Below are 25,540 nucleotides of genomic sequence, written 5' to 3'. Positions count from 1 at the left end.
ATACCCCCGTCAACGAGTATGTGGAGCAAATCCACAAGTTCGCACAGGTATGGGGCTGACGAGTCGGCCCTCGTCGTCCTCGCATGCTTGATTCTGACGCTCGACATCGTAGGAGCAGATGGTCACGAGGTCTTGCATACCGGTGGAAACAATAGGTGCATCGACGCCCGGGGTCAAGCCCTGCAACAAAACATCAGCAGCAGAAAGCAAAATCTCCGGACGCATGGAGCCCTCGTTGTCGGCATGGGTGTCGAGCATGAGCACCAGATGGTCCTCACACTCCCCCGCCGTGAGCTCATAGCCAACGAGCGTATGGTCCAGATCAAGTCGCTTGCTCTTTTTGCCGCGTGCGTAGTCGATGCCATGGCCTGCACGCAACGTGTCGATCGCGGCGCGTACCTCATCGGCGCTCACGGGCGCCTCGGGATCCAGGTGCAGGTCGATGCGATACGACAGGCGCGTGAGCTGAGCCGTGAGCGCCGGCGTGCGCACGTCGATGTAGGCAGCCTCGATAGGCGCCAGATCGGCCGGTGATGCAGCGGCCAGACGCTCAAAGGCCTCGTCAAGCGCGACGAACTCGGTCATAAACAGGTCATACCACTCGCAGGTCGACGACGTGCCCACGGGCAGCGCCGACGAAAAGCCCACGCGCATATGCGGTGAGAAACCCTGCGTCACGGCATAGGGCAGGCCCGCACGGCGCACGATACGCTCAATGGTATGGATTAGTTCCAAATGGCCCAGGTACTTGAGGCGATCACGCTTGCCGTAGCGAACGCGCAGCCTAAAGAGCGTGGGATTGTCGGTCAAACGCTCACTCATGCGCGATCACCCATCAATACATTCTTGGCGTGGAGCGTGGGGCAGATTCCGCAACCGGTGCACGACGTGCGGGTGCAGTCGGGCGTCGTGACGCCCTCGAGCGAACGGCGGTATTCGCGCTCGAGGAAGCCGCGCGAGCAGCCGGGGCTCACGTGCTCCCAGGGCAGACGCCAGTCCAGCTCATAGGGCAGGTGCACGAGCTCGTTGAGGTCGATGCCGTTTTTGGCAGCGGCCTCCTTCCAGTTGTCGAGCGAAAAGTGCTCCACCCAGGCGTCGAAGCGCGAGCCCGCACGCCAGGCATCGATGATGACCGGCGTCATATCGCGACCGGCACGGGAGAGCGCAGCCTCGATGAGCGAGGTCTCGGCATCGTGGTAATGCACGCGGACGGCACGGTTACGAACGCTCGTGATGAGCAGCTTCTGGCGGCGCTTGACGTCGTCGTAATCGAGCTGCGGGCACCACTGGAAGGGCGTTGCCGCCTTGGGGATGAACACCGAAACCGAGATGGACACCGAGATCGAGCCGCGGCGCGCCTTGGGCACCACGGAACGGCCAAGCTCCAGCACGTGATCGGCCAGGTTGGCGATAGCCACGATGTCCTCATCGCGCTCGCCGGGAAGGCCCATCATGAAGTAGAGCTTCATGCGGTTCCAGCCGGCCTCGAAGGCTGCCTTGGCCGCGCGATCCAAGTCCTCCTCGGTCACGTTCTTGTTGATGATGTCGCGCATACGCTGGCTGCCCGCCTCGGGCGCGAACGTCAGGCCGCCCTTCTTTTCGCCGGCGACCGACTCGGCCATATCCACGCCAAACGAATCCAGGCGCTGCGAGGGAATGGACACGCGAATGCCCGTGTCTTCCAGACGGCGGTTAAGGCGACCGAGCACATCGCGGATGCAGGAGTGGTCGGTCGTCGAAAGCGAGGTAAGCGACACCTCGTCATAGCCGGTCTTTTCCAGGCCCTGGATCACCGACGAGACGATCTGGTCGGCCGAACGCTCACGCACCGGGCGATACGTCATGCCGGCCTGGCAAAAACGACAGCCGCGAGCGCAGCCGCGCAGAATCTCGATAGACAGGCGGTCGTGAACCAGCTGCGCATAGGGCACGCACGACTGCGACAGCGGATTCGTGGCGCCGAAATCCTCGACGACGCGTTTGTAGACCACGGTCGGCGCATCCTTGCCCTCGCGCGGCACGGTGTAGCCATGCGGCGAGCAGGGCTCGTCGTGACGAACCTCATAGAGCGACGGCACGTAGTTGCCGGCAATGGATGCAAGCTGCTCAACAATCTGCGCGCGCGGGACTCCTTCGTCGCGCAGGCGGCGATGCAGCTGGCAGGTCTCGAGCAGCGATTCCTCGCCCTCGCCGATGAGGATGGCATCGAAGAAGGCCGCGTACGGCTCGGGGTTGTACACCGAGGGGCCGCCGGCGATGATGATGGGGTCGTCTTCACCTCGGTCGGCCGCTAACAGCGGAATGCCAGCGAGGTCGAGTGCCTCAAGGAAGTTCGTCACCGCCATCTCGTGCGGCACATGCAGACCGACGATATCAAACGAAGCGACCGGCGCTGCACCCTCGAGCGAGAGCAGCGGAATGCCTGCCTCGCGCATGGCGTCGCCCATATCGGGCCACGGCACATAGCCACGCTCGCAGGAGATGCCCTCGGCCTGGTTAAGGATGTTGTAGAGGATGGCGATACCCTGGTTGGGCAGACCGACCTCGTACACATCCGGATAGATCAGGCAGCAACGGTAGTCGGCATCGGCCTTGGAAAGCGTGCCCCACTCGTGATCGATATAGCGACTCGGCTTCTCGACCTTGGCGAGCAACGGCTCAATTAAATGAAAACAGTCTTGGTATGCAACGCGCAACGGAAAACCCCTAAGCAGCGAGATCTGATGCGTCCTGATAGGACGCCATAGGACGGGTAGCGCCCGCGACCGTGGTCACCAGATCGCGAACGCGGGAGAACGTGGCAGTGACCACCTCGTTGGCACGGCTGTAGTCGACATCGCGCTCGTAGAGCGAAACGAGCGCACGGCCCATGCCATAGGTGCCCGCGGCGGCAGTGAGCGCCTTGACGGCAAACCCAATATGCGGCGTCTGCTTGACGAGCGCGCGGGTGAACGCGCGGATCACAAGACCGCCGGCAAGCACGCCCGCGACCTCGTAGCCGCGCTCAGGCTTAATGCCGCGTCCAAAGACGGCAGCGAGCTCAAAGAGCATGCCCACCTGCGCCAGCGCCATAACGGGATAATCGGCGCCCGGCAAAAACACCAGCGCACCGGTCGCCATATTGGTGAGCGCGCACGAGGTGATGATACGATTGGCCGCCGCGATGCGCATGAAGGCAAAGTTCGCCGCAAAAGCCGTTTCCTTGTCGGTACGATCGAGAATCCAGCGGGCAAGCGTCTCGAGCAGATACGTCTTATCGGTTGCCGCTACCACGCCGAGCATGGGCGTGGACTCCTCGATAAACGGCACCTCCACAGCAGACTCGGCAAGCACGCACACGGGCGCGCCGGCGATCACGAGCTCCTGCACGGCACTCTCCAAGCGGTCGGAACCACACGAGAGCACCAGCACCACATCGGTATCGGTCTTTGGAGCAATTCGCTCCTCCCCCAGACGCTCGACGCGCACAATGCCCGAGGTCGTCTGCGGCACAAAGGCGTCACGCACCGTCTCGGCCAGAAAGCGCGAGGCGGACGAATCCAGATAGACCGAGACGCGCACCGGCGTATCGGAATCCTTCTTAACGGACGCGCCCATCTTAAAAGCGCGGGTCAGCTTATCTACGGGAATTTTCATAGCAAACCCCTCCAGCGGTTACGCGGCGCCCGAACGATGCCGCCATATGGATTGTACGATACCCACCGTCAGCAGCTGAATCATCATCGAAGACGAACCAAAGCTAATAAACGGTAGCGGAATACCGGTAATCGGCATCATGCCGATACACATGCCGATGTTTTCGAAAGTCTGGAACGCCCACATGCCAACGATGCCAACACACGAAAGACGCAAAAACAGCGACTCACACTTAAAGGCGACGCGAATCGTCGAAAAGATCAACAGCACGTAGAGGCACAGGAGCAAAAAGGAACCGCAAAAGCCAAAGGTCTCGGACAGGAAGGCGAAGACGAAGTCGGTGTGGAACTCAGGCAGAAAGCCGCCGGCCGACTGCGTCGCATGGCCCAAACCCTTACCAAAGAAGCCGCCCGAGCCAACGGCGATAAGCGACTGCTGCAGGTTGTAGGCATCGTCCGAATCGGCATTATCGGGGTCGATAAAGACCGTCAGACGGTTCATCTGGTACTGCTTGATGAGCACATCGTGGCCGAGCAACGAATCAAAGACCGAATCGAGCGCCAGGACGAGGGCCACCAGGCCCACGAGCAGGGCCAGGGTCGACAGCACCCATTCGCGGCGTGCACCGCTCATACAAATGACGATGGCGCCCGAAACCAGCACGACCAGGCCCGAGCCCAGGTCGCCCATGGCAACGACGGCCAAAAACGGAATGGACAGCATGCCGCAGAGCTTGACGTAGTCGCGAACGGTATCGATGCGACCGTTATACTGCGAGCCAAGCGTAGCAATAAAGAAAATAGTGATGAGCTTGGCAAGCTCAACCGGCTGGAATGTCAAGCCGATACCGGGAATCTTGATCCAGCCCGTCATGCCCAGACCGCCCGTATAGGACAGACCCGGAATCTTGGGCGAGAAGATCACGATCAGGTCGATGACGAGCAACGCCGTCGAGAAATTGGAAATACCGCGAAGGTCGGTACGCCAGACCAGCACCGCCAGCACCGCTCCGATGCCAATTCCCAGCAGATGGCGTGAGAACGAAGCATCGGCCTTAAACTGCGAAGCCGACCAGATAATGATGGCACCGTAGGCGACGAGCGCCACAGTAGCCACGAGCACACCGATATGCACCTTTTGGCGAAACGTGCCGCGCGAGGCCGAAAGTTGCTTGTTGACACGGTCCAGGCTGCTGCGAGAGCCGGTCTTGGTTGAACGGAACAGATCCGCCGGAGAAAAATCCATCGCAACCTCCTATCGAACCGAAGAATCGCCCGAGGCCGAAGAGGTATCGGGCTCGTCATAAATCACGCCGAGCACGTCGCGCACGACATGCATCGCGGTATCTGAGCCACCGCCGCCCTGCTCCAGGACGGTAGCGATGACATACTTGGGGTCATCGGCCGGTGCATAGGCGCAGAACCACGCGTATTCGTCCTCGCCACTTTTCTCGCCCGTGCCCGACTTGCCGTATACCTGCGGCGTCAGGGTGCCAAAGTGAGCCGCCAGGGACGTCGATGCCGTGTAAATCACGTCGTGCATGCCGTTGCGAACAAGAGCCAAATCCGAATCGCTGTTGATCTTGGCCTCCAGGCGCTTCTTCTTGCCCTTGCCGTTGTACTTATAGGCATCGCCGTCGCCATCGCGCGACACGGCAGACAAAAACACGTGAGGCACGTACTGTTTTCCGCCGTTGGCAAGACCCATATAGGCGCACGCCATCTGCAGGGGCGTCACCAGGATGTCGCCCTGGCCGATGGCAATGTTGGTCATATCGCCGGCATTCCACTTGCGGTCCTCGGCAGAGGCGTCGGTGAAGTACGACTCTTTCCACTCGGCATCGGGAATACGGCCCGCGCCCTCACTCGGCAGATCGATACCGCAGGTCTTGCCTAGACCCCAGCGACGAAAGACCTCCTGCAGGCCCTCGGGATGTTGCTCGTCATAAAAGAACGCCTTGCCCATGTCGTAGAAGACGGGGTCGCATGAGTTGGCGATACCCGACTGCAGCGTCATGGTGCCGTGGCCGGAATGCAGCCAACAGTACTTGCCCCACGACTTGCCCAGGCCCGTCCAATAGCCCGTGCAGTTGGTTGTCTGCGTTGAAGTGTAGGTTCCAAACTCAAGACCGGCCAGTGCCGAGAGCGGTTTGATGGTCGAGGCCGACATGTACTGTCCGCTAATGGCGCGGTTGAGCAGCGGGTGCGAACCCTTGTCATCATTGAGCTCGGTCCACACGTCATTTGATACGCCGCCGATAAAGACGGACGGATCGAACTTGGGCTCGCTCGCCATGCCCAGGATCTCGCCATTGTTGGGATCGAGACACACCACAGCGCCGTTGCCGGCATTGCTGTAGCCAGTGGTCTTGGCAAGCTCGATAGCGCTCGCCAGTGCCGTCTCACAGGCCTGTTGGATCTTAAGGTCGAGCGTGAGCTTAATGTCAGAGCCGGCCTTCGCGGGCACGGCGCCGGCCTGACCGGTCACATTGCCCGAGGCATCGACCTTGACGGTCTGCTCGCCACGAATACCCTGCAGCAGGTTTTCGTAGTAGCTCTCAACGCCCGCCTGGCCCACGATATCGCCCGACTGGTACGTAATCTTGCCAGCAGAAGCATCATCATCGCCAGAGGTTTTCTTATTCTGAGCCTCGAGCTGCTCGGAGGTAATGGTGCCGGTATAGCCCAAGATATGGCATGCCGTCTCGCCATATGGATACTGGCGCTCGGTACGCTCGGCAATCTTGACGCCCGGGAACTCGCCGGCGTGCTCCTGAATATAGGCAACCGTGGAGCGACGGACGTCCGTCGCGATGGTATGCAGGCTCTGGGCGCCCTCTGTATTGTCCTGAATATTGCGAAGGACCGCCACGTAAGGCATTCCAAGCACGTTGGCAAGATGGCGAACCAGAACCTCATCCTCGGCAAGGTCGCGGTAGGCCACGACAGCAAGTGAGGGACGGTTCTGGACAAGCGCCACGCCATTGCGGTCGAGAATGCGACCGCGCACAGCGGGTGTGGTAACGGTGCGAGTCTGATTACTATTAGCCTGCTTCTCGTAATAGTCCGACGAGACCATCTGCATGCCCCACAGCTTGACGGCAAGTGCCGCAAACATCGCGCCCACACCCGTGGTGAGGATGGAAAAACGGCCCTTAAAGGCGGTCGCCGCGGTATTGCCCTCGCCCTCGGTGGCGCGCGGGGCCGTTCCATGCTGTGTATCGTAGGTAAAACGGGAATCGCCACGACGCATGATGACCAGCGCGACCACGATGGCCACAACCAGCACGATACCGGCGATAATAACCGTCATCTGGGAAGACATCTACGGGCCTCCCCTATTTGAGCTTGCGGGTCTTGGGCTTAAAGCGCATACCCGTCTGGCGTCCGCCACGTGCGGAGAATCCATAGCCGGACTGCGGCACGACGCCGGACATCAAAAACGGAATGGCAACCAGACCCGTCAGGATCGAGGACGGCAGCGCATGGCCGAAGATCGCCACGACAAAGCTCGTCTCCAAACCCATAAACAGCAAGATGATGCTGTAGATCACATTAATGACGAGCGCAAAGGCGCCCACAGTGACGCCGCGCGCACTCGGGGTACCGCCCGTCTGACCGACGGCGCTGTGCACCAGGGCAAAAGAACCCACGGTCAGCAGGAGCGACATAACGCCCACCGGCACGGCAGCGGACAGGTCATAGAACAAGCCGCTGCAAAAACCGCACACGACGGCACGGGTCGGGTCGCCCGAGAACACGCTTAGGCACACCAGGATAATCATGAAGTTGACGCGACCGCCCGCAATGGAGATCTGCGGTGCCAGGCCTGCCTGCAGCAGCACGCACACAATGGCAGCGATCACAAACGTGCGGGAGCTCATCCCCTGCTCGTGTAGATCCATGGACATGCCCCCTATTCGCTCGAGCCGGAATCGGTCGTCTCGGACGTGTCGGAACTGTCATCCGAGCTCTCGTCCTTCATCTTGGTTGCAGCATCGCGCGACGTTCCCTGCGGCGTGCTGTTGGCCGTGCTCACGTCCTCATCCGAGGCCGACTGTTCGTCGGTCAGCGAGGTGATGACCAGCACTTCCTCGTTGTTCTCGGCCGTGGTCTGAGCGCGCACCACAATGGTGTAGTACACGTCGTTTGCCGATTTCTCAACCGACGAGACGGTGCCAAGCGGAAGGCCCTTGGGGAACACGCCACCGATGCCAGAGGTCACGATGATATCGCCAACCTTAACATCGGAGTCGACGCTCACGTACTCAAGACGCAGCGTGCCGTCAGCCTGACCCTGCAGCATACCCTGGGCGCGCGTGTCCTGTACCATGGCGGACACGCCCGAGTTCTCGTCGCCAATCAGGCGCACGGTAGAGGTCTTGGCCGATACCTCGATAATCTGGCCGATAACACCGGCAGAACTCGTCACGGGCATGTTGATGGTAAGGCCGTCGGCAGAGCCCTTGTCGATGGTAACGGTCGAGGTCCAGGCATCGCCGGAGGCACCAACGATACGAGCTGCGGTCGATTTGAGGTTGTAGGTCGATTGCAGCCCGACCAGGCCCTCCAGGCGCTCGGCAGTCTTTTGAGCCTCAGAAAGCTCGGCGACCTTAGAGGTCAGCTCCTCATTTTGCTTCTTGAGCTCGTCGAGCGTGTCCTGCGACGCCGTTAGGTTAGAGAACACGTTGCCAATCGCATTGAAGGGAGCCGCCACAGCCGAGCCCACAAAGCGCACCGGAGAGGTAATCGTCGTTACGCCCGAACGCACGGCATGAATCGGCCCTGCCTCGCCCTCGCGGATGTAAAACGTGAGCAGCAACACCGAAATCAGGCTGAAAACAATCAACGGGCGCATACCCGTTGATTGTCGCTTGGTATTCAGATTTGTGGAGAAACCCGAAGATCGTGCCAAATGGAATCCACCTTTTGGAAATTAAGCATTGGTCTGGACGAAGCCGCCATCAAACGCATTGGCCTCGAGCACGCGGGCACAGCCGTTAACGACGTTATCGAGCGCCGTGGGGCTGACGTTGACCGAAACACCGGTCTCATCGCGCAGGCGCACGTCGAGACCGCGCAGCAGCGCGCCGCCACCAGTCAGCAAAATGCCGTAGTACATAAGGTCCGAGGCAAGATCGGGAGGCGTAGCGTCGAGTGCGTCCTTGACGGCCTTGGCCATCTCGTCGAGCGGCTTGTTGAGCGCGCGACGAATCTCCTCGCTCTCGATGCGCACGGTCTTGGGCAGACCGGTGATCACGTCGCGGCCGTTGACCTCGACGTCGAGCTCGTCCTTGAGCGGCACGGCGGAACCGACCTTGATCTTGATGTCCTCTGCCGTACGCTCGCCGATGGCAAGGTTGTAGGCATCGCGAACGTGCGTGAGGATGGCCTGATCGAACTCGTCGCCGGCAATACGGATGGACTGCGAGACGACGATGCCGCCCATAGCGATAACGGCAACCTCGGTGGTACCGCCACCGATGTCGATGACCATGGAGCCGGTGGGCTCCTCGACAGGCAGGTCGGCGCCGATAGCGGCGGCCATGGGCTCCTCGATCAGGTAGGCCTGGCGAGCGCCGGCCTGGATCGTAGCCTCAAAGACGGCACGCTTCTCGACCGACGTGACGCCGGAGGGAACGCAAACGACAACGCGCGGACGCGGGGTCCACGGATAGCGCTTCTCGGAAGCCTTGTCGATAAAGTAGCGAAGCATGGCCTCGGTAACATCGAAGTCGGCGATGACGCCGTCCTTCAGGGGACGAACGGCCACGATGTTGCCGGGCGTACGGCCGAGCATGCGCTTTGCCTCGATACCGACCGCCAGGATGCGCTCGTCGTTCTTGTCGATGGCGACAACAGAGGGCTCGCGAATGACAATGCCCTTGCCGCGCACGGAGACAAGCGTATTTGCGGTGCCGAGGTCGATGGCAAGATCGCCCGCATAGCTACCGAAGAACATATCCATCAAAGAAAACAACGCAACTCCTGATGTGTTGGATGATTGCTGGAAAACTACTAGCTCATGATACTAGCGCAAGCCCGGCACCTCACTTGCGGTGAAGCGCCGGGCAAAGCTAAATCCCATAAGGTCACTACTGGTTGTCAGCAGCCGAGAAATCCATATCGAGCGAGGAAACGGCCCAGCCGATATGATTGTCGGAGCGCACGAATTTGACGGTGTACTCCTGCTCGCCGCCCTTGGACAGCGAAGCCTTGACCTTGGCAGTCGTCTCGGTCATGGACTGATCCATGCCCTCGACGGACACGGTGGCGCCCTGCGGAATCGAGGAGATGATCATCGACTTGGCGTCCTCGGACAGGCTCGAGGCCAGGCAAGACTCGGCCTTTGCGGTGTCACCGTCGCCGGCAGCCTGGAACAGATCGGTGATAACCGACTCCTGCGAGGGGAAGCCAAAGCCGCGCGTGTAGGCAAAGCCCAGACCGCCCGCAGCAATCAAAATGAGCAGAAGCAGCACGATGAAGACTTTGAGACCCGTGTGGCGATGGCGACGACGGACCTTGGCCTGCTTACGATCCTGACGGTCCTGCTGGACCATCTCGGACTCTGACAGTGTAAAGAAGCCGGTGTCCGAGGGATCGGGCATAAACTGACCGGTCGCGCCCGTAGGATCGAGCGGATCGACGGCAGGAGCGTCCATCGCAGGCGCCGGAGCCGTGGCCATAGCCGTCTGGGCAGACAGCGCGGCAAGCGAATCGTGCACGCGGGCAAGCTCATCGGCCTGCTCGGAGGTAAGCTGGTAGATGCCATCGGCAGTAGCGGCGTTAAAGGCGTCGAGTGCGTCGGAGGGACGGCCGGCGGCAGAAAGCGCCTGACCCATGCCGGCGTTGAGCGCGCGCGTGTCGTCACGGGGACCGGCAAAGTCGATAGCCGTACGGTAGGTCTCCACGGCATCCGCCGGACGGCCGAGCTTAATGAAGCAACGACCGAGCTCGCCGAGTGCGGCGGCAGGAGCCGGATTGGCGCCGTCGATGGCAGCCTGACGGAAGGCAGTACCTGCGTTGGCATAATCGCCCGACTGGAACAGCGCATTGCCCAGGCCCAGATAGGCCTTGAACGGCGTGGCATAGGAAGCATCCTGCGTAGCAGCAGAGAACGCCTGGGCGGCCGTCGTGTAGTCGCCCACGGCGGCGAGCGCCTTGCCGCGGTTGGTGAGCAGCGCGCCGCGCTTGCCGTAGGTGCCGTCGTTGAGGGCGGCAGCATAAGCCTCGGCGGCCTCAGCATACATGCCCAGGTGCATCAAGGCGTTGCCACGAAGGTGATCGGCCTCGCCCATAATCTCATCGGGAGTCTTTGCCGCCCCAAGCATCTGGGCTGCAGCGGAAAAATCACCCGCGCGGTAAGCGGCGCGGCCCTGTTGGATCAGCTGGCTATTCAAGGAAGTCCCCTTTACTCGTGAACGATCTCGACATGGACGATCTCGTCGCCGGCACGCAGCTGCGAAATCACATCGAGACCCTCGACCGTGGTACCAAAGACGGTGTAACCGGAATCGAGGTTATGCTGGGCGCCCAGGCAGAAGTAGAACTGCGAACCCGCGGAATCGGGGTCCATGGAGCGTGCCATGGCAAGGGCACCATCGACATGGCTGTTGCGCGGATTGGTGGCAAACTCGCCCTTGATGCAGTAGCCGGGGCCACCGGTACCGGGCATGCCGTCGGGGCCCTCAAGACCAGCGGCGACGTCGGCGCCGGACATATCGCGGGTATTGGGGTCGCCGCCCTGGATGACAAAACCGGGCACATAGCGATGGAACTTAAGGCCATCATAGAAGCCCATCGTGGAAAGCTCGCAGAAGTTCGCGACATGAATGGGAGCGCCCTCGCCGTCAAACTTGACCTTGATGGTACCCTTCGACGTCTCGATAACGGCGCACTCGTCGCCGGCAAGCTGATACTCGGGCGTGTAGAGCTCTTTCTTAAAACCAAACATGTGGTTCCTTCCTCGTGCGTTTAAAGCATATTTGTACGAATTGTAGCAATAAGCATGCGCTTACATCAATTGCGCACGTAGGTTATGCCGACTATGGCGAACTAATTTTAGGAACGCTGCTGCGGCTTCCAGGAACCCACATTGGCGTCGTACTGGTTCAGTGCGCTGTTGCCGCCCTGCGCGATGGGCGCCAGGATATCGCTTTGGTGGGAACTCATCGACTCACCATCGGGAATGGCCAGCGAGATGTCCCAGCTCTGACAGATCACGTCGACACGCTCGTACATCCACTCGGCAAGCTGCTTTAAGTGGGCGATGTCGTCCGCATAGACCGTATCGTCCTGATACTTAAGGTTGTTAAGCTCATCTTGCGTCTTTTTGATCTGGTCGCGCAGGGCGTAGGCACTCTGCGACAGCTCCTGGCGGGTGGACAGCGGCGTTCGGAGATAGCCGTTGTTAAAGGAATCGATGACCTCGCCGATCTGGTCCTCATCACCGTAGGACACGATGGTCTGATACAGACCGTCGAGTCTGGTATAGAGCTGATCATCGGTGAGCACGGTTTCTTCCTGGACCACCTCGGCAGAATCGTCCTGCTTGGTATCGTCCTCAGTCGCCTCGCCCTTTTGGCGCGTGGGGAAGGTCGTCTGCGCAGCCTGGCCAAACTGGTCGTAGAAGGCAGGCATGACACCCATGGGATCGGCCGTCACGAACCAATAGGCACCGCCGCAAACGACGGCAAGGACCGCGATGACGATGAGCGGCTTGGGGATATGACGCTTGTGCTTGTGATAGGCGTCCTCGTCGGGATGCACCTTGCGCTTGGGTTTTTGAGCATCGTCATGCAGGGAAACGGGCGTGGGAATATCGACCTTGGGGATACCGAAATCCTTATCGAAAGCCGGCAGCACGCAGGTCTCGTTAGGATCGGCGGCGTCCGAAAGAACCGCGGCAGCCGAGGCGGGCGCATGAGGCACCTCGGTATCGATCTGCTCTTGCGTTAGGCGCGGAAAGCCCGCCGTGCGGCCCGCTGCCAGGTCGGATGCGGCCGCGTCCTCGGAGAGGATACCCGGAGCAGGGCGTCCGCATTTTGGGCACGTGCGATCATGCGGAGAAAGACGGGCACCGCAGCCCTCACAGAACACGAACTCGGTGTGCTCGGGACCATCGCCCGGACCCACATAGGCGTTGCAGTAGGGGCAGAACGAGGCGCCGTCCTCGATAGTCTTAAGGCAATGCGGGCAGATCACGGCATCCTCTTTTCGAAGCAATTCAAACAATCGAGGTTAGAGCATAACATCGCCACGGCCCCACAGGAACAAGGCACCAATTCAACATCGCCAGGGCGCGTAGTTACTTCTTCTTTTTGCTTGGCATCGAGACTTTGATGCCTTGGGCGAACTTGGTCACACGAGAGCGCTTAGCTCCGGTACTCTTCTTTTTCTTGGGCTGGGCCTGGGCCACGCCCTCGAGTGCGCGGGCCTCGGCCTCGCGAGCGGTGCGATCTTCGCGGCGCTGCGCCATGTCGGCGGCGACGCGCTTGGCAAAACGTTCGGCCGTCGAGCCCGTCGAGCTCACCTTGCCGCCACCGCGACCCAGGCGAACGCGCACACCGCGGCCAAAACCAGTTGCGGCATGACGACGACGCGGCTTGAGCGAATCCATCATCGTGGCGAGCTTAAAGAACACCGAGCAGGTAAAGACCACGATAACAGCCAAGATAACCATCTGGCCCATCGACAGGTTGGCAATAGACAGCAGCTCCGGGAATCCGATAACGCCCACCAGGATGCCGGCGACTACAAACACAAAGAGCACCACACGTAAGGGCGTGAGAGGCTGCGAGATGCGCCAGATTAGGCTGACGCTCGCCGCGCACGACGTAAGCAGGCACATCGTAGACAGCGTGAGCTGGCTAAAGCCAAACACGCGCGCCACAAAGATGTCGAGCGCCGCAGCCAAAATGACCGCAATCGACGCCGGCAGTGCACGCTTGAGTACGTTGCTCAAAAACGCACCCTTCACACGAGCATTGTTGGGCTCCAGGCCCAACACAAAGCCCGGCGCGCCGATGCAGAAGAAGTTAATGAGCGTCATCTGGATGGGCTCGAAGGGGTACGGCGGCAGCGCGATACACAGCGCCGCCAGGCCCATCGAGAACAGCGTCTTGGTCAGGAACAGTGAGGCCGAACGCTGCAGGTTGTTGATGGAGCGACGGCCCTCGGCCACCACGGCGGGCATCGAGGCAAAATCGTTGTCGACGAGTACGATTTCGGCCACATTACGCGCGGCATCGGAGCCGGCCGCCATGGCGACGGAGCAGTCGGCCTCCTTGAGCGCCAGCACGTCGTTGACGCCGTCGCCCGTCATGGCCACGGTGTGCTCGCGGCGCTTGAGCGCCTGCACGAGCTCGCGCTTCTGCTGCGGGGTCACACGACCAAAGACATGGTAGCGGTCCACTGCGGCATCGAGCTTGGCCGGCGTATCGAGCGTCGTGGCGTCCACATAAGCGTCCGCCCCCGGCACGCCCACCACGCGCGCGATCGACGACACCGTACGCGGGTCGTCGCCACTGATCACGTTGAGGGTCACGCCCTGCTCGTTAAAGTAGCCGATGGTCTCGGCCGCCGAGGTACGAATCTCATCGCGGATGGTCACAAAGCCCACGGGCTCGGCCTCGCCCACCATATCCCCATCGGGCGTAAAGCCGTCCACGCGCGCCACCACGAGCACGCGGCAGGTATCGGCAAGCTCGGCGACACGGTTCTCGACCTGCGAAAACACACGATCAGAGAGCACAAACTGCGCGGCACCCATCACATAGGAGCCCTGCGCAAAAGAAGCGCCACTCCATTTTTTAGACGACGAGAACGGAATGACCGACAGCGGCTCAGACACCTCGACCGGGCGATCGGCGTAATAGTTGAGCAGCGCCTGGCAGGTCTCGTTGGCATCGGCCAAAGTCGCACGCGCGACGTTAGCCAGCGCAAAATCGAGCACTGTGGTATCGACGGGAACAGCCGCCTCCTCCGAGTCCACGCCAAAGCCAACACCCTCAACAGGCAGCGGGTAGGTGCCCTCGACCTCCATACGACCCGACGTGATGGTGCCCGTCTTGTCCAGGCACAGCACGTCGACGCGCGCGAGCGTCTCGATGCAGTAGAGCTGCTGCGCCAGCACCTTGCGGCGGGCCAGGCGCACCGTGGCGATGGCGAGCACCGACGAGGTCAGCAGCACCAGGCCTTGCGGGATCATGCCCAGCAGGGCGCCCACCGTGGACAGCAGCGCCGACGAAGGCACATGACCAGCCAACAGCTCGGAGAAGCACCACGAAAGCGCGCTATCGCCCGGGGTTCCCGCGGCATCCCACAGCCCACTTACACTCGAGGCGAACAGAGCCAGGCCAAGCGGAATCATGATGATGCTCGCAAAGCGCACGATGGCGTTAAGCGCGTTCATGATCTCGGAATTGACCTTTTTGACGTACTTGGCCTCGTTATTAATTTTGGCCACGTAGTTGTCGGCGCCGACATGGATCACGCGGGCGCGCAGCAGGCCCGAGTCGATAAAGCTGCCGCTCATGAGCTCGGAACCGGGCTGTTTCTTAATAAGGTCGCTCTCGCCCGTCAGCAGGCTCTCGTTCACGAGCGCCTCGCCCGAAACCACCACGGCGTCAGCGGGAATCTGGTCGCCGCGCCCCAGGCGGATGATGTCGTCGAGCACGATCTGGTCCAGGTCGAGCTCCACCTCGGCGCCATCGCGCACCGCGATGGCCTTCTTGGAGGTCAGCAGCGTGAGCTTATCGACCATCTTCTTGGAACGCATGGACTGAATGACGCCAATAGCGGTGTTCAAGAACACCACGAACAGGAACGTCAGATTCTTAAACGAACCGGTCAAAATGACCAGGAAAGCCAAGATCACGTTGATCAAATTGAACAGCGTGCAGAGGTTCTCGATGATGAGCTCTTTGACCGACTTGGTCTTGAGTTCCATGTTGCGGTTGATTTTACCGGCGGCGATACGCTCCTCGACCTCGGCGGTTGAGAGTCCGCGCTCGATATCCGTTGCTGCCATACCACGTCCCATCACGTCGCGTCGGTATAAGAAAACCGCCCGGACCATGCGAGGTTCGGACGGTCTTACGTTCGATGGTGCCCCATGTTGGATTCGAACCAACGGCCTTCTGCTCCGGAGGCAGACGCTCTAATCCCCTGAGCTAATAGGGCCAACGGTTGGCATTATACCCAAGTGCACCACGGGCTATCAAAATAAAAGAAAAAGCTTTGCAATTCCGAGGAAGACGAGCCGCAACGGCCCACTTTAGAAGGCAAAAGCGAGTCAGATAGTATAAACTCTCATGCACCATATATACACGGCTCGCGATGCGGGCCGTTTTTGCAAAAGTTATCCATCGAGGTGAGAGGCACACCATGATTGCAATTTTAAAGCAGAGCGCCAGCGACGAGGCCGTAAGCCATATCGTCAGCTGGATTGAGAAAAAGGGTCTGAAGACCGATGTCTCGCGCGGCGAGAACGAGACGATCATCGGCCTGGTGGGCGATACGACCAAGATCGACCCGTTCCTGCTCGAGTCCATGGATGTCGTCGAGCGCGTGCAGCGCGTCTCCGAGCCGTTCAAGCGCGCCAACCGTAAATTCCACCCCGAGGACTCCGTCATCGACTGCGGCCACGGCGTCAAGATCGGCGGCGACCAGTTCCAGGTCATCGCCGGCCCGTGCTCCGTCGAGGGCGAGAACCTCATCCGCATCGCCCGCCGCGTGAAGGCCGCCGGTGCCACGATGCTGCGCGGCGGTGCCTACAAGCCCCGCACCTCCCCCTACGCCTACCAGGGCATGGGCCCCGCCGGCCTCGACCTGCTGTGCGAGGCGTCTGCCGAGCTCGACATGCCGATCGTCACCGAGATCATGGATCCACGCGACGTGCAGGTCTTCTTGGACAAGAAGATTGACGTCATGCAGATCGGCGCCCGCAACGCCCAGAACTTCCCCCTGCTCAAGGAGGTCGGCAAGACCCAAACCCCGATTCTGCTCAAGCGCGGCATGTCCGGCACGATCGACGAGCTGCTTATGGCAGCCGAGTACATCATGAGCGAGGGCAACGACAACGTCATCCTGTGCGAGCGCGGTATCCGCACCTTCGAGACCCGCACCCGCAATACCTTCGACCTCAACGCCGTGCCGGTTCTGCACCACCTGTCGCACCTGCCCGTCGTCGCCGACCCCAGCCACGCCACCGGCTACACCCGCTACGTTGAGCCCATGGCGCTCGCCGCGACCGCCTGCGGCGCCAACGGCCTGGAGATCGAGGTCCACGACGAGCCCAGCCGCGCATGGTCCGACGGCGCTCAGGCCCTCACCCCCGACCAGTTCGACGACACCATGCGCCGCATTCGCGCCATCCGCGAGGTCGTCTGCCAAGAGACCATGGAGTAGCCCATGGGTACGGTGAGAAACGCGCGCGTTAACCAGGGCGGCCCCAAGTGCGCCGGTATCGTCGGCCTTGGCCTCATCGGCGGTAGCTTTGCCCGCGGCTATGCCCAGGCGGGCGTCCGCGTGCTGGCCTGGGACCCCGATGACGATGTCATGACGGCCGCCAGCATGGGCACTGTCGCCGGAGAGCTCAACGACGAGACACTCGGCGAATGCGACATCATCGTCCTGGCTTGCTACCCCGAGGCCTGCATCGAGTGGCTCGAGGCGCATGCCCAGGCGCTCGCCGACGCCACCGACACCGAGGCCATCATGGGGCCCGTGGTGATCGATACGGTGGGCGTCAAGGGCATCGTGTGCGAACGTGCCTTTGAGCTTGCCCGTGAGCACGGCTTTTACTTTGTGGGCGCACACCCCATGGCGGGCACGCAGTACTCGGGCTACGCACACTCCCGCGCCGACCTGTTCCAGGGCGCGCCACTCGTGCTCGTGCCGCCCGCGGTGGACGATGCGCTCAAACTGGAGCTTTTGGGCCAGGTGCGCGAGATGGTGCGCCCCTTGGGCTTTGGCAAGTTCAGCGTGACCAGCGCCGCCGAGCACGACCGCGTCATCGCCTTCACGAGCCAGCTTGCGCACGTGGTGTCCAACGCCTACGTCAAAAGCCCCACCGCCCAGGTCCACCACGGCTTTTCGGCCGGTAGCTACCGCGATCTCACCCGCGTGGCGCACCTCAACCCGCAAATGTGGTCCGAGCTCATGATCGACGACGCCGACGCGCTCGCCTACGAGATCGACCATCTGATCGAATCGCTCGGCGCCTACAGCCGTGCGCTCAAGGACCGCGACCAGCGCTATCTGGAGAATCTCCTTGCCGAGGGCGACCGCATTAAGCGCGCGCTCGACGACGAGACCTCCCACTAGACCACCTATCACGCCAGGTCGAAAGGACCGAAGCTTATGGCGATTACCATCGATATCGACACTGCACGCCCCTACCAGGTGCATGTTGGCACGTTTTTGCTGGAGCAGGCGGGACCACTCGTGCGCGCCACTGCCGGCGGTACCAAGGCCGTCATCGTGACGGACACCAACGTGGGCCCGCTCTACCAGATGCCCGTTAAGCAGAGCCTGGAGGCGTCAGGCTACGAGGTGAGCATCTGCACCTTCGAGGCCGGAGAGGCCCATAAGCGCGCCGAAACCTATGTTGCCATTATGGAGTTTGTGGCAGAGCACGAGCTTTCGCGCTCCGACGTGATCGTGGCACTCGGTGGCGGCGTCGTGGGCGACGTGGCGGGCTTTGTGGCCGCCACCTACATGCGCGGCTGCAAGTTTGTGCAGATCCCGACGAGCCTGCTCGCCATGGTGGATTCGTCGGTGGGTGGCAAGACCGCCATCGACCTGGCTGCCGGCAAGAACTTGGCCGGCGCCTTTTGGCAGCCGAGCGTGGTTATCGCCGACGTGGGGTGCCTGGCCACCCTCACGCCCGAGCAGTTCGCCGACGGCTGCGGCGAGGTCGTCAAGCACGCCGTGATCGCCGACCCGGAGCTTTTCGCCGAGCTGGAGAAGACCCCGCTCACGCTGGAGCTGCTCAACCGCGATGTGGCGCGCGTAGCGCTCATCATCGCCCGCAATATCGACATCAAGCGCGCCGTGGTCGTTGCCGACGAGCGCGAGATCAACCAGCGCAAGCTCCTCAACTTTGGACACAGCGCCGGACACGCCGTCGAGGCCTGCGAGCACTTTGAGCTCGGACACGGCAACTGTGTGTCGATCGGCATGGGCATCATCACGCGCGCCGCGGCTCTGCACGGCATTTGCGATGCTGCACTGCCCGGTCGTATCGAGGAGCTCTGCGCCCGCCATGGCCTCAAGACGCGCTGCGACCTAGATGCCGATGCCGTTTTTGCCGAGGCGCTCCACGACAAGAAGCGCGCGGGCGACACCATCGACCTGGTGATTCCGCACGGCATCGGCCGCTGCAGCATCGACCGCACGCCGCTTTCCACTTTCCACGAACTCATTGCCGAGGGCCTCGGCCAGAAGGGAGACGCATTCGCATGCTAGCCCGCATCACCCCGTCCCCGCTTAAGGGCACCGTTCCCGCCATCGCGTCCAAGTCGATGGCGCATCGCCTGATCATCTGCGCTGCGCTTGCCAACGGCGAGACACACGTCACCTGCAACACCACCTGCGCCGACATCGAGGCCACAGTGCGTTGCCTTACGGCACTGGGCGCTCGCATCGAGACCGTCGAGGACGGCTTCCAGGTCCACCCCACCATGAAGAGCATTGAATTTGGCCTGCTCAAGGCCCTAGCCGGCGGCACGCTCGACTGCGGCGAGAGTGGCTCCACGCTGCGCTTTATGTTGCCCGTCGCCTGCGCGCTGGGCGCAGAAGCAACTTTTGTGGGTCAGGGACGCTTGGGCGCCCGCCCGCTGTCCCCGCTCTCGGACGAGATTATCGCCGCCGGTTGCGATCTGGAGGGTCTGGGCGGCTTTCCGCTCAAGACGAGCGGACGCATGCGCCCGGGCACCTTTGTGCTTCCGGGCAACGTGAGCTCGCAGTATATCTCCGGCCTGCTGCTGGCGGCCCCGCTACTGGCCCAGCCCTCCTGTGTGCAAGTGACCGGCCTCATCGAGAGCCGCCCCTATATCAACCTGACCATCCAGGCCATGAAGGCCTTTGGCGTTGAGGTCAACGTCGAGCGCATTCCCGCCAAGGACGGCCAGCCCGAAGTCACAAACTTCCGCGTGAGCAGTGGCTCGTATCGCACGCCCGGCAGCGTTGCTGTCGAAGGCGACTGGTCCAACGCTGCCTTTTGGCTGTGTGCCGGCGCCATCGGCACCGACCCCATCACCGTCGAGGGCGTGTCGCTGAGCTCTGCACAGGGCGACCGCAACGTGCTTGCCGCGCTTTCGCGCTTTGGTGCCCGCATCGTGCGCTCCACCAACGCCGCCACCGTGCAGTCCGACAAGCTCGCCGGCTTTGAGATGAGTGCCCACGACATTCCCGACCTGGTGCCCGTTATCTCGGCCGTGGCCTCGCTGGCACAGGGCCGCACCTTTATCCGCGATTGCGCCCGCCTGCGCATCAAGGAATCCGACCGCCTGGCCACCACCACCCGCGAGCTCACCGCGCTGGGCGCGCAGGTGCGTATTGCCGGCGACGACCTCATCATCAAGGGTGTCGATGCCTTCACCGGCGGTGAGGTCGATTCGCACAACGACCACCGCATCGCCATGACGGCCGCCATCGCCGCGAGCCGTGCCACCGGCGAGGTCGTGATCCACGGCGCCGAGGCCGTCAACAAGTCCTATCCCGATTTCTTCGACCACTACCGCCTGCTGGGCGGCAAGGTCACACTCGAGGAGGAATAGCATGTCCTCGACCTTTGGCAACGTCTTGCACTTAAGCATCTTCGGCCAGTCGCACTCTCCCGCTATCGGCTGCTCGCTCGATGGCATCCCGGCGGGCATCGCCGTGGACCAGGAGAAGCTGCAGGCCTTCCTCGACCGTCGCGCCCCTGGTCGCGACGAGACCGCGACCAAACGCCGCGAGGCCGACGCCGCCCACATCATCGCCGGTGTTGTCGATGGACATACCACCGGAGCGCCCATTGCAGCGATTATCGAGAACACCAACACGCGCTCCAAGGATTACTCCGAGCTGCGCCGCAAGCCCCGCCCCGGGCACGCAGACTTTCCGGCGCGTGTGAAGTACCACAACATGCACGACGTCGCCGGCGGCGGGCACTTCTCCGGCCGTCTGACGGCCCCTCTATGCATCGCCGGCGGGATCGCGCTGCAGGCGCTCGAGGCCCGCGGCATTCAGGTCATGGCGCACGTCGCGCAGATCGGCGGCATCTCCGACCTGCCGATGGACGATATGGTCTATCGCGAGGCCGACCGCAAGGCGATCCTTTCGAACGACCTGCCTTGCATTGACGCCGCCGCAGCCGGCCGCATGCGCGAGGAGATCCTAGCCGCGCGCGACGAGCTCGATAGCATCGGCGGCATCGTGGAGTGCGGCGTCTACGGGCTTCCCGCGGGCATCGGCGACCCCATGTTCGACGGCATCGAAAACCGCATCGCGCATATCGCATTTGGCATACCCGCCGTAAAGGGCGTGGAGTTTGGCATGGGCTTTGCCGTGGCCGCCATGCGCGGCAGCGAGAACAACGATCCGTATCGCATCGATGCCGAGACCGGCGAGATCGAGGTCGAGTCCAATAACGCCGGCGGCATCCTGGGCGGTATTTCGACTGGCGCGCCCGTCATGTGGCGCATGGCCGTAAAGCCGACGCCCTCGATTGGCCGCGAGCAGCAGACCGTAGACATGGACGCCATGGAAAACGCCGAGCTCTCTGTCCACGGCCGTCACGATCCCTGCATCGTCCCGCGCGCCGTCCCCGTAGCCGAGGCAGCCGCCGCTCTCGCAATTTGGGACGCCCTCCTCGAGGACGCCGCCCAGCTCTAACCCGACTCACCTGGGTTGACTGTCAACTCAGCCATTACGCGAAAGGGGCCTCCATGGACCTTGCCGATATTCGCCAAGCCATCGATGGCATCGACACCACGCTCCTCAACAGCTTTGTCGAGCGCATGGACATTGCCACCGAGGTCGCCAAATCAAAAATCGAGATGGGCAAGGCCGTCTTCGACCCCGCCCGTGAGCGCTCCAAGCTCAACAACCTCGCCAGCCGCGCGCCCGAGCGCTACGAGGCGCAGACCATCACCCTGTTCCGTCTCCTCATGAGCATGAGCAAGGCCGAGCAGCAGCGCTACATCAACGAGCTCAAGGGCATCACGGTCTCGCAAAAGGCCCATGCCACGGCCGCAGCCTGTGACACGCCCTTCCCCCAGACGGCCACTGTCGCCTGCCAAGGCGTCGAAGGCGCCTACAGCCAGATCGCCGCGTGCAAACTCTTCGACGTGCCCGACATCGCGTTTTTCGAGACCTTCGAGGGCGTCATGCGCGCCGTGCGCGACGGCTTTTGCGAGTTTGGCGTACTGCCCATCGAAAACTCAACCGCCGGCTCGGTAAACGCCGTCTACGACCTGCTCGCACAGTTCGACTTCCATATCGTGCGCTCGCTGCGCCTCAAGATCGACCACAACTTGCTCGTCAAGCCCGGCACCAAGCTCGCCGACGTGCGCGAGGTTTACAGCCACGGCCAAGCCATTGCCCAGTGTGCGGGCTTTATCGAGTCCCACGACCTGCACGCCACCAAGTACCCCAACACCGCCATGTCGGCCGAGATGGTCGCCAGCTCCGAGCGCACCGATGTTGCCGCCATCGCATCGCGCAGCTGTGCCACGCTGTATGGCCTCGAGGTGTTGGAGCCCAATATCCAAGACTCGGACAACAACTACACGCGCTTTGTCGTCATCAGCCGCGAGCCGCGCGTCTATCCCGGTGCCAACCGAACCTCACTCATGATCACCACGGCCAACGAGCCGGGCGCGCTCTATCGCGTACTCGAGCGCTTCTACGCACTCAACATCAACCTCATCAAGCTCGAAAGCCGTCCCATCCCCGGTCGCGACTTTGAGTTTATGTTCTACTTTGATCTGGACTGCCCCTTTGGCAGCAAGGCCCTCGACGACCTGCTCGATTCGATCGACGACGTGTGTGAGAGCTTCACCTACTTTGGCAGCTACACGGAGGTGCTCTAGATGACCGATACCGCCGCAACCCGCCCCTACGGCGTACTGGGCCGCGTGCTGGGCCACAGCTACACCCCAACCATCTACAAGGAGCTCGCTGGGCTCGAGTACGTGCGATTTGAGCGCGAGCCCGAGGACCTCGCGGCCTTTATGACGGGCGACGAATGGGAGGGTACCAACGTGACCATCCCCTACAAGCGCGCCGTCATGGAGTACCTGGACGAGCTGAGTCCGCTCGCCGAGCGCATGGGCAACGTCAACACCATCACACGCCTACCTGGCGGTCGCCTGCGCGGCGACAACACCGACTACTTTGGTTTTCAGTGTCTAGTCGAGGAGTTGGGCGTAGAGGTTGCCGGCAAAAAGGTCCTCGTGCTTGGTGCCACCGGTGGCGCCGGCACCACGGCGAGCATGGTACTCGGCGACTTGGACGCCATCGTCGTACCAGTCGGTCGCACGAGCGAGGTCAACTACGGCAATATCGCGCAGCAGTCCGACGCCGCCCTGCTCGTCAACTGCACGCCTGCCGGCATGTTCCCCCACTGCCCCGACGCGCCTTGCACGCTCGAAGGGCTCGATGCGCTCGAAGGCGTTATCGACATTGTCTACAACCCCGCCCGCACGGGCCTGATGCTCGAGGCCGAGCGCCGCGGTATCCCTTGCATCGGCGGCCTGCTTATGCTTGTTGCCCAGGCAGCACAGGCTGTTGAGCGCTACACCGGCCAAGTCACCCCGCGCGAGAGGATCCTGGACGTAACGGAGCGCCTGTCACGCCGCGAACAGAACATCGCGCTGATCGGCATGCCGGGCTCGGGCAAGACCCGCGTGGGTGAGCAGATTGCCCTGCTCACGGGTCGCGAGCACATCGACCTGGATCGCGCCCTCGAGGAGCGTTTGGGCATGCCCTGTGCCGACTATATCGTCGAGCGCGGCGAGGCGGCCTTCCGCGAGCAGGAGACGACGGCGCTGTCCGACATCTCCAAGCGCAGCGGCTTGGTGCTCTCCACCGGCGGCGGCGTGGTCACACGCGACGAGAACTACCCGCTGCTGCACCAAAACAGCCAAATCGTGATGCTCAACCGCAAGCTCGAAGAGCTCGCCCACAAGGGCCGCCCCATCACCGCCCGCGACGGCATCGATAAGCTGGCTGAACAGCGCATGCCACGCTACCGCGCCTGGGCCGACTACATCATCGACTCACGCGACTGTGCCGCCAACACCGCCCAAGCCCTCCTCGACACCCTCCCACCCGCTCTCTAACCAAAACCACCACAAAGGGGACAGGCACCTTTGTGGTGGTTTTTCGCTCCGCCGCACCTCCCGCCCAACAAAAAAGGAAACAACCATGAAAGCACTCGTCATCAACGGCCCCAACCTCAACATGCTCGGCATTCGCGAGCCGGGCATCTATGGCAGCGACAACTACGGCCGCCTGGTCCAGATCTGCCAGGAAGCGGGCGCCGCACAGGGCTTCGACGAGGTCGAGGTCTTCCAGTCTAACCACGAGGGCAGCATCGTCGACAAGATCCAGGAGGCCTACGGCAAGGTCGACGGCATCGTCATCAACCCGGCCGCCTACACGCATACGAGCGTGGCCATCCTGGACGCGCTCAAAGCCGTCGCCATCCCTGCCGTCGAGGTTCACATCAGTGCCGTCGAGACGCGCGAGGACTTCCGCCAGGTGAGCTACGCCCGCTTGGCCTGCTTCGCCACCATCACCGGCGAAGGCCTCCAAGGCTACGCCCACGCGTTGGAGCTGCTGAAAAAGCATCTCGAAAAGTAAGCCTGCAACACTACCGAATAAATGACAGCGGGGAGAACCAACTTGGTCCTCCCCGCTTTTAATTACGCCTTCTTGATCACGTACGCCAATCCAATATCGCAGGCGCAACGCACAATTGACGCGAAGAGCCACGATGCTGGCAGCGTCATAAGCAGAGGCATGGTCTGCCAAGGAATAAACCAATCGACCGCGTGGATTGCAAAGATGGCAAGACTGGCCTGTCCGCAGAACACGAGCGCTTGTTCAAAGGACCCCAAAACCGGCACGTCTTTCAACTTCTCCAGCGCTATGGAAACCCAGCACACGCAGTAGCTGCCGGCAAGAGCGGCAACTGTCGCAACCACAAACCCATCCACGCGGCGGCTCGAAAGCTCAAGCCCACTCAGCGCGGCAAGGACAAGCCAAGCGACACCGACTCCAATAAACAGCAGGGGCTTGCCCACGCTCGGCTCGAGCCCCCTTTGGCGTGCCGTATAGCCAACCCACATCAGCAGCACAATATAGCAGCTCAGATCCAAATCGAGCGGCAGGTAAACACCAAAATAGCGAGACACGCTCAAACCGCAAAAGGCAATCGCGGCACAGACAACGCCCTGCCAAACAGCCCCAATCCCGTGGCGATCAAACAGCCGCACAAGTACATTAAACAGTAGGCGCGACGTAAACAGCGCCGCTAGAAACCATGCCATGCCAACGGCGGCAACACCAAACCCAGGCACATCAACGCCAGAGGCAAACAGAATCGTCTCAAGTTCCGCAACCAGCGTACCGCCCGTCAAAGAAGCGCCGCTCATCAAAAAAGTCGGCATCTGCCACGCCAAGGCAAGAACAAGATATGGCACCAGAAGACGCGGCACCGATCCGCTCAGCAGCTCGCGCCACGGCTTCGGCCTAAACGTATACCCGGCAAGAAAAAAGAACACCGGCATGTGAAACGAGAAGATCGCGTGCCGCAAGGGAGAAGGATTTGGGACGGTGTGCCCCACAATGACCAAAATCATTGCAATCCCCTTTGCAATATCGATCCAGTCGAGCCTTTTGTTTCCCAT

Annotated in this window: 21 protein-coding genes and 1 tRNA gene; 8 read left to right on the top strand and 14 right to left on the bottom strand. The window is 61.8% G+C overall.

The genetic code is table 11. The features are described 5' to 3' along the window. Positions 1–9 precede the first annotated feature (9 nt). From PMW67_RS03720 to PMW67_RS03660, 13 genes are all read right to left on the bottom strand, one after another. Complete coding sequence (locus PMW67_RS03720) at positions 10–822, bottom strand: TIGR03936 family radical SAM-associated protein (RefSeq protein ID WP_117583244.1); 813 nt, start codon at positions 820–822, stop codon at positions 10–12. Further along, a complete protein-coding gene (locus tag PMW67_RS03715) occupies positions 819–2,696 on the bottom strand; it encodes a TIGR03960 family B12-binding radical SAM protein (RefSeq protein WP_271738775.1) in 1,878 nt (625 codons plus the stop codon). Before PMW67_RS03715 ends, PMW67_RS03720 begins: the two co-directional genes overlap by 4 nt. A gap of 10 nt (positions 2,697–2,706) precedes the next feature. After that, entirely contained in the window at positions 2,707–3,636 is a 930-nt protein-coding gene (locus tag PMW67_RS03710) for a YcjF family protein (protein WP_271738774.1), read from the bottom strand. A gap of 18 nt (positions 3,637–3,654) precedes the next feature. Beyond that, a complete protein-coding gene (locus PMW67_RS03705) occupies positions 3,655–4,881 on the bottom strand; it encodes an FtsW/RodA/SpoVE family cell cycle protein (protein ID WP_022094759.1) in 1,227 nt (408 codons plus the stop codon). Positions 4,882–4,890: 9 nt separating this feature from the next. Next, on the bottom strand, positions 4,891–6,960 hold the full coding sequence (mrdA, locus tag PMW67_RS03700) for a penicillin-binding protein 2 (RefSeq protein WP_271738773.1): 2,070 nt from the start codon (positions 6,958–6,960) through the stop codon (positions 4,891–4,893). A gap of 13 nt (positions 6,961–6,973) precedes the next feature. Further along, positions 6,974–7,540 (bottom strand): rod shape-determining protein MreD, encoded by a 567-nt coding sequence (locus tag PMW67_RS03695; protein ID WP_022094761.1) that lies wholly within the window; start codon positions 7,538–7,540, stop codon positions 6,974–6,976. A gap of 11 nt (positions 7,541–7,551) precedes the next feature. Beyond that, the gene (gene mreC / locus PMW67_RS03690; RefSeq protein ID WP_271738812.1) at positions 7,552–8,493 is read right to left on the bottom strand and encodes a rod shape-determining protein MreC; all 942 of its coding nucleotides are present in this window, start codon (positions 8,491–8,493) and stop codon (positions 7,552–7,554) included. 78 nt (positions 8,494–8,571) lie between these two features. Further along, positions 8,572–9,603 carry a rod shape-determining protein gene (gene mreB, locus PMW67_RS03685; protein WP_006236061.1) on the bottom strand — a complete coding sequence of 344 codons (1,032 nt, stop codon included), beginning with the start codon at positions 9,601–9,603 and terminating at the stop codon, positions 8,572–8,574. Between the two features lie 127 nt (positions 9,604–9,730). Next, the gene (locus tag PMW67_RS03680; protein WP_229065279.1) at positions 9,731–11,035 is read right to left on the bottom strand and encodes a tetratricopeptide repeat protein; all 1,305 of its coding nucleotides are present in this window, start codon (positions 11,033–11,035) and stop codon (positions 9,731–9,733) included. 11 nt (positions 11,036–11,046) lie between these two features. Continuing rightward, complete coding sequence (locus tag PMW67_RS03675; RefSeq protein ID WP_006236059.1) at positions 11,047–11,589, bottom strand: peptidylprolyl isomerase; 543 nt, start codon at positions 11,587–11,589, stop codon at positions 11,047–11,049. Positions 11,590–11,696: 107 nt separating this feature from the next. Further along, positions 11,697–12,839 carry a zinc ribbon domain-containing protein gene (locus tag PMW67_RS03670; protein ID WP_195919140.1) on the bottom strand — a complete coding sequence of 381 codons (1,143 nt, stop codon included), beginning with the start codon at positions 12,837–12,839 and terminating at the stop codon, positions 11,697–11,699. A gap of 103 nt (positions 12,840–12,942) precedes the next feature. Further along, positions 12,943–15,666: an HAD-IC family P-type ATPase gene (locus PMW67_RS03665; protein ID WP_271738772.1), complete on the bottom strand. Its 2,724-nt coding sequence runs from the start codon at positions 15,664–15,666 to the stop codon at positions 12,943–12,945. A 75-nt stretch (positions 15,667–15,741) separates the two neighbouring features. Continuing rightward, a tRNA-Arg gene (locus PMW67_RS03660) sits at positions 15,742–15,818 on the bottom strand. A 204-nt stretch (positions 15,819–16,022) separates the two neighbouring features. On the opposite strand from PMW67_RS03660, the gene aroF reads away from it, so the two are divergent. The 8 genes from aroF to aroQ all read left to right on the top strand — a co-directional run bounded on the left by aroF (position 16,023) and on the right by aroQ (position 24,491). Next, entirely contained in the window at positions 16,023–17,045 is a 1,023-nt protein-coding gene (gene aroF, locus PMW67_RS03655; RefSeq protein ID WP_022094767.1) for a 3-deoxy-7-phosphoheptulonate synthase, read from the top strand. Between the two features lie 3 nt (positions 17,046–17,048). Then, a complete protein-coding gene (locus PMW67_RS03650; protein ID WP_238022461.1) occupies positions 17,049–17,963 on the top strand; it encodes a prephenate dehydrogenase in 915 nt (304 codons plus the stop codon). Between the two features lie 36 nt (positions 17,964–17,999). Next, complete coding sequence (gene aroB / locus PMW67_RS03645; protein ID WP_225093657.1) at positions 18,000–19,106, top strand: 3-dehydroquinate synthase; 1,107 nt, start codon at positions 18,000–18,002, stop codon at positions 19,104–19,106. After that, entirely contained in the window at positions 19,100–20,419 is a 1,320-nt protein-coding gene (aroA, locus tag PMW67_RS03640) for a 3-phosphoshikimate 1-carboxyvinyltransferase (protein ID WP_271738771.1), read from the top strand. The genes aroB and aroA overlap by 7 nt, the downstream gene beginning before the upstream one ends. 1 nt (position 20,420) lies before the next feature. Then, a complete protein-coding gene (gene aroC, locus PMW67_RS03635) occupies positions 20,421–21,518 on the top strand; it encodes a chorismate synthase (RefSeq protein ID WP_271738770.1) in 1,098 nt (365 codons plus the stop codon). Positions 21,519–21,571: 53 nt separating this feature from the next. After that, positions 21,572–22,717 carry a prephenate dehydratase gene (pheA, locus tag PMW67_RS03630; RefSeq protein WP_271738769.1) on the top strand — a complete coding sequence of 382 codons (1,146 nt, stop codon included), beginning with the start codon at positions 21,572–21,574 and terminating at the stop codon, positions 22,715–22,717. After that, a complete protein-coding gene (locus PMW67_RS03625; protein ID WP_271738768.1) occupies positions 22,718–23,968 on the top strand; it encodes a shikimate kinase in 1,251 nt (416 codons plus the stop codon). A gap of 85 nt (positions 23,969–24,053) precedes the next feature. Next, positions 24,054–24,491 carry a type II 3-dehydroquinate dehydratase gene (aroQ, locus tag PMW67_RS03620; RefSeq protein ID WP_271738767.1) on the top strand — a complete coding sequence of 146 codons (438 nt, stop codon included), beginning with the start codon at positions 24,054–24,056 and terminating at the stop codon, positions 24,489–24,491. A gap of 62 nt (positions 24,492–24,553) precedes the next feature. Here aroQ and PMW67_RS03615 read toward each other — a convergent pair whose 3' ends face one another. Beyond that, complete coding sequence (locus tag PMW67_RS03615) at positions 24,554–25,540, bottom strand: acyltransferase family protein (protein ID WP_124786122.1); 987 nt, start codon at positions 25,538–25,540, stop codon at positions 24,554–24,556.

Source organism: Collinsella aerofaciens, from assembly GCF_028209395.1.
GTDB lineage: Bacteria > Actinomycetota > Coriobacteriia > Coriobacteriales > Coriobacteriaceae > Collinsella > Collinsella aerofaciens_AZ.
The sequence above is the reverse complement of the archived record's forward strand: the minus strand, read 5'-3'. Positions and strand labels throughout refer to the sequence as shown.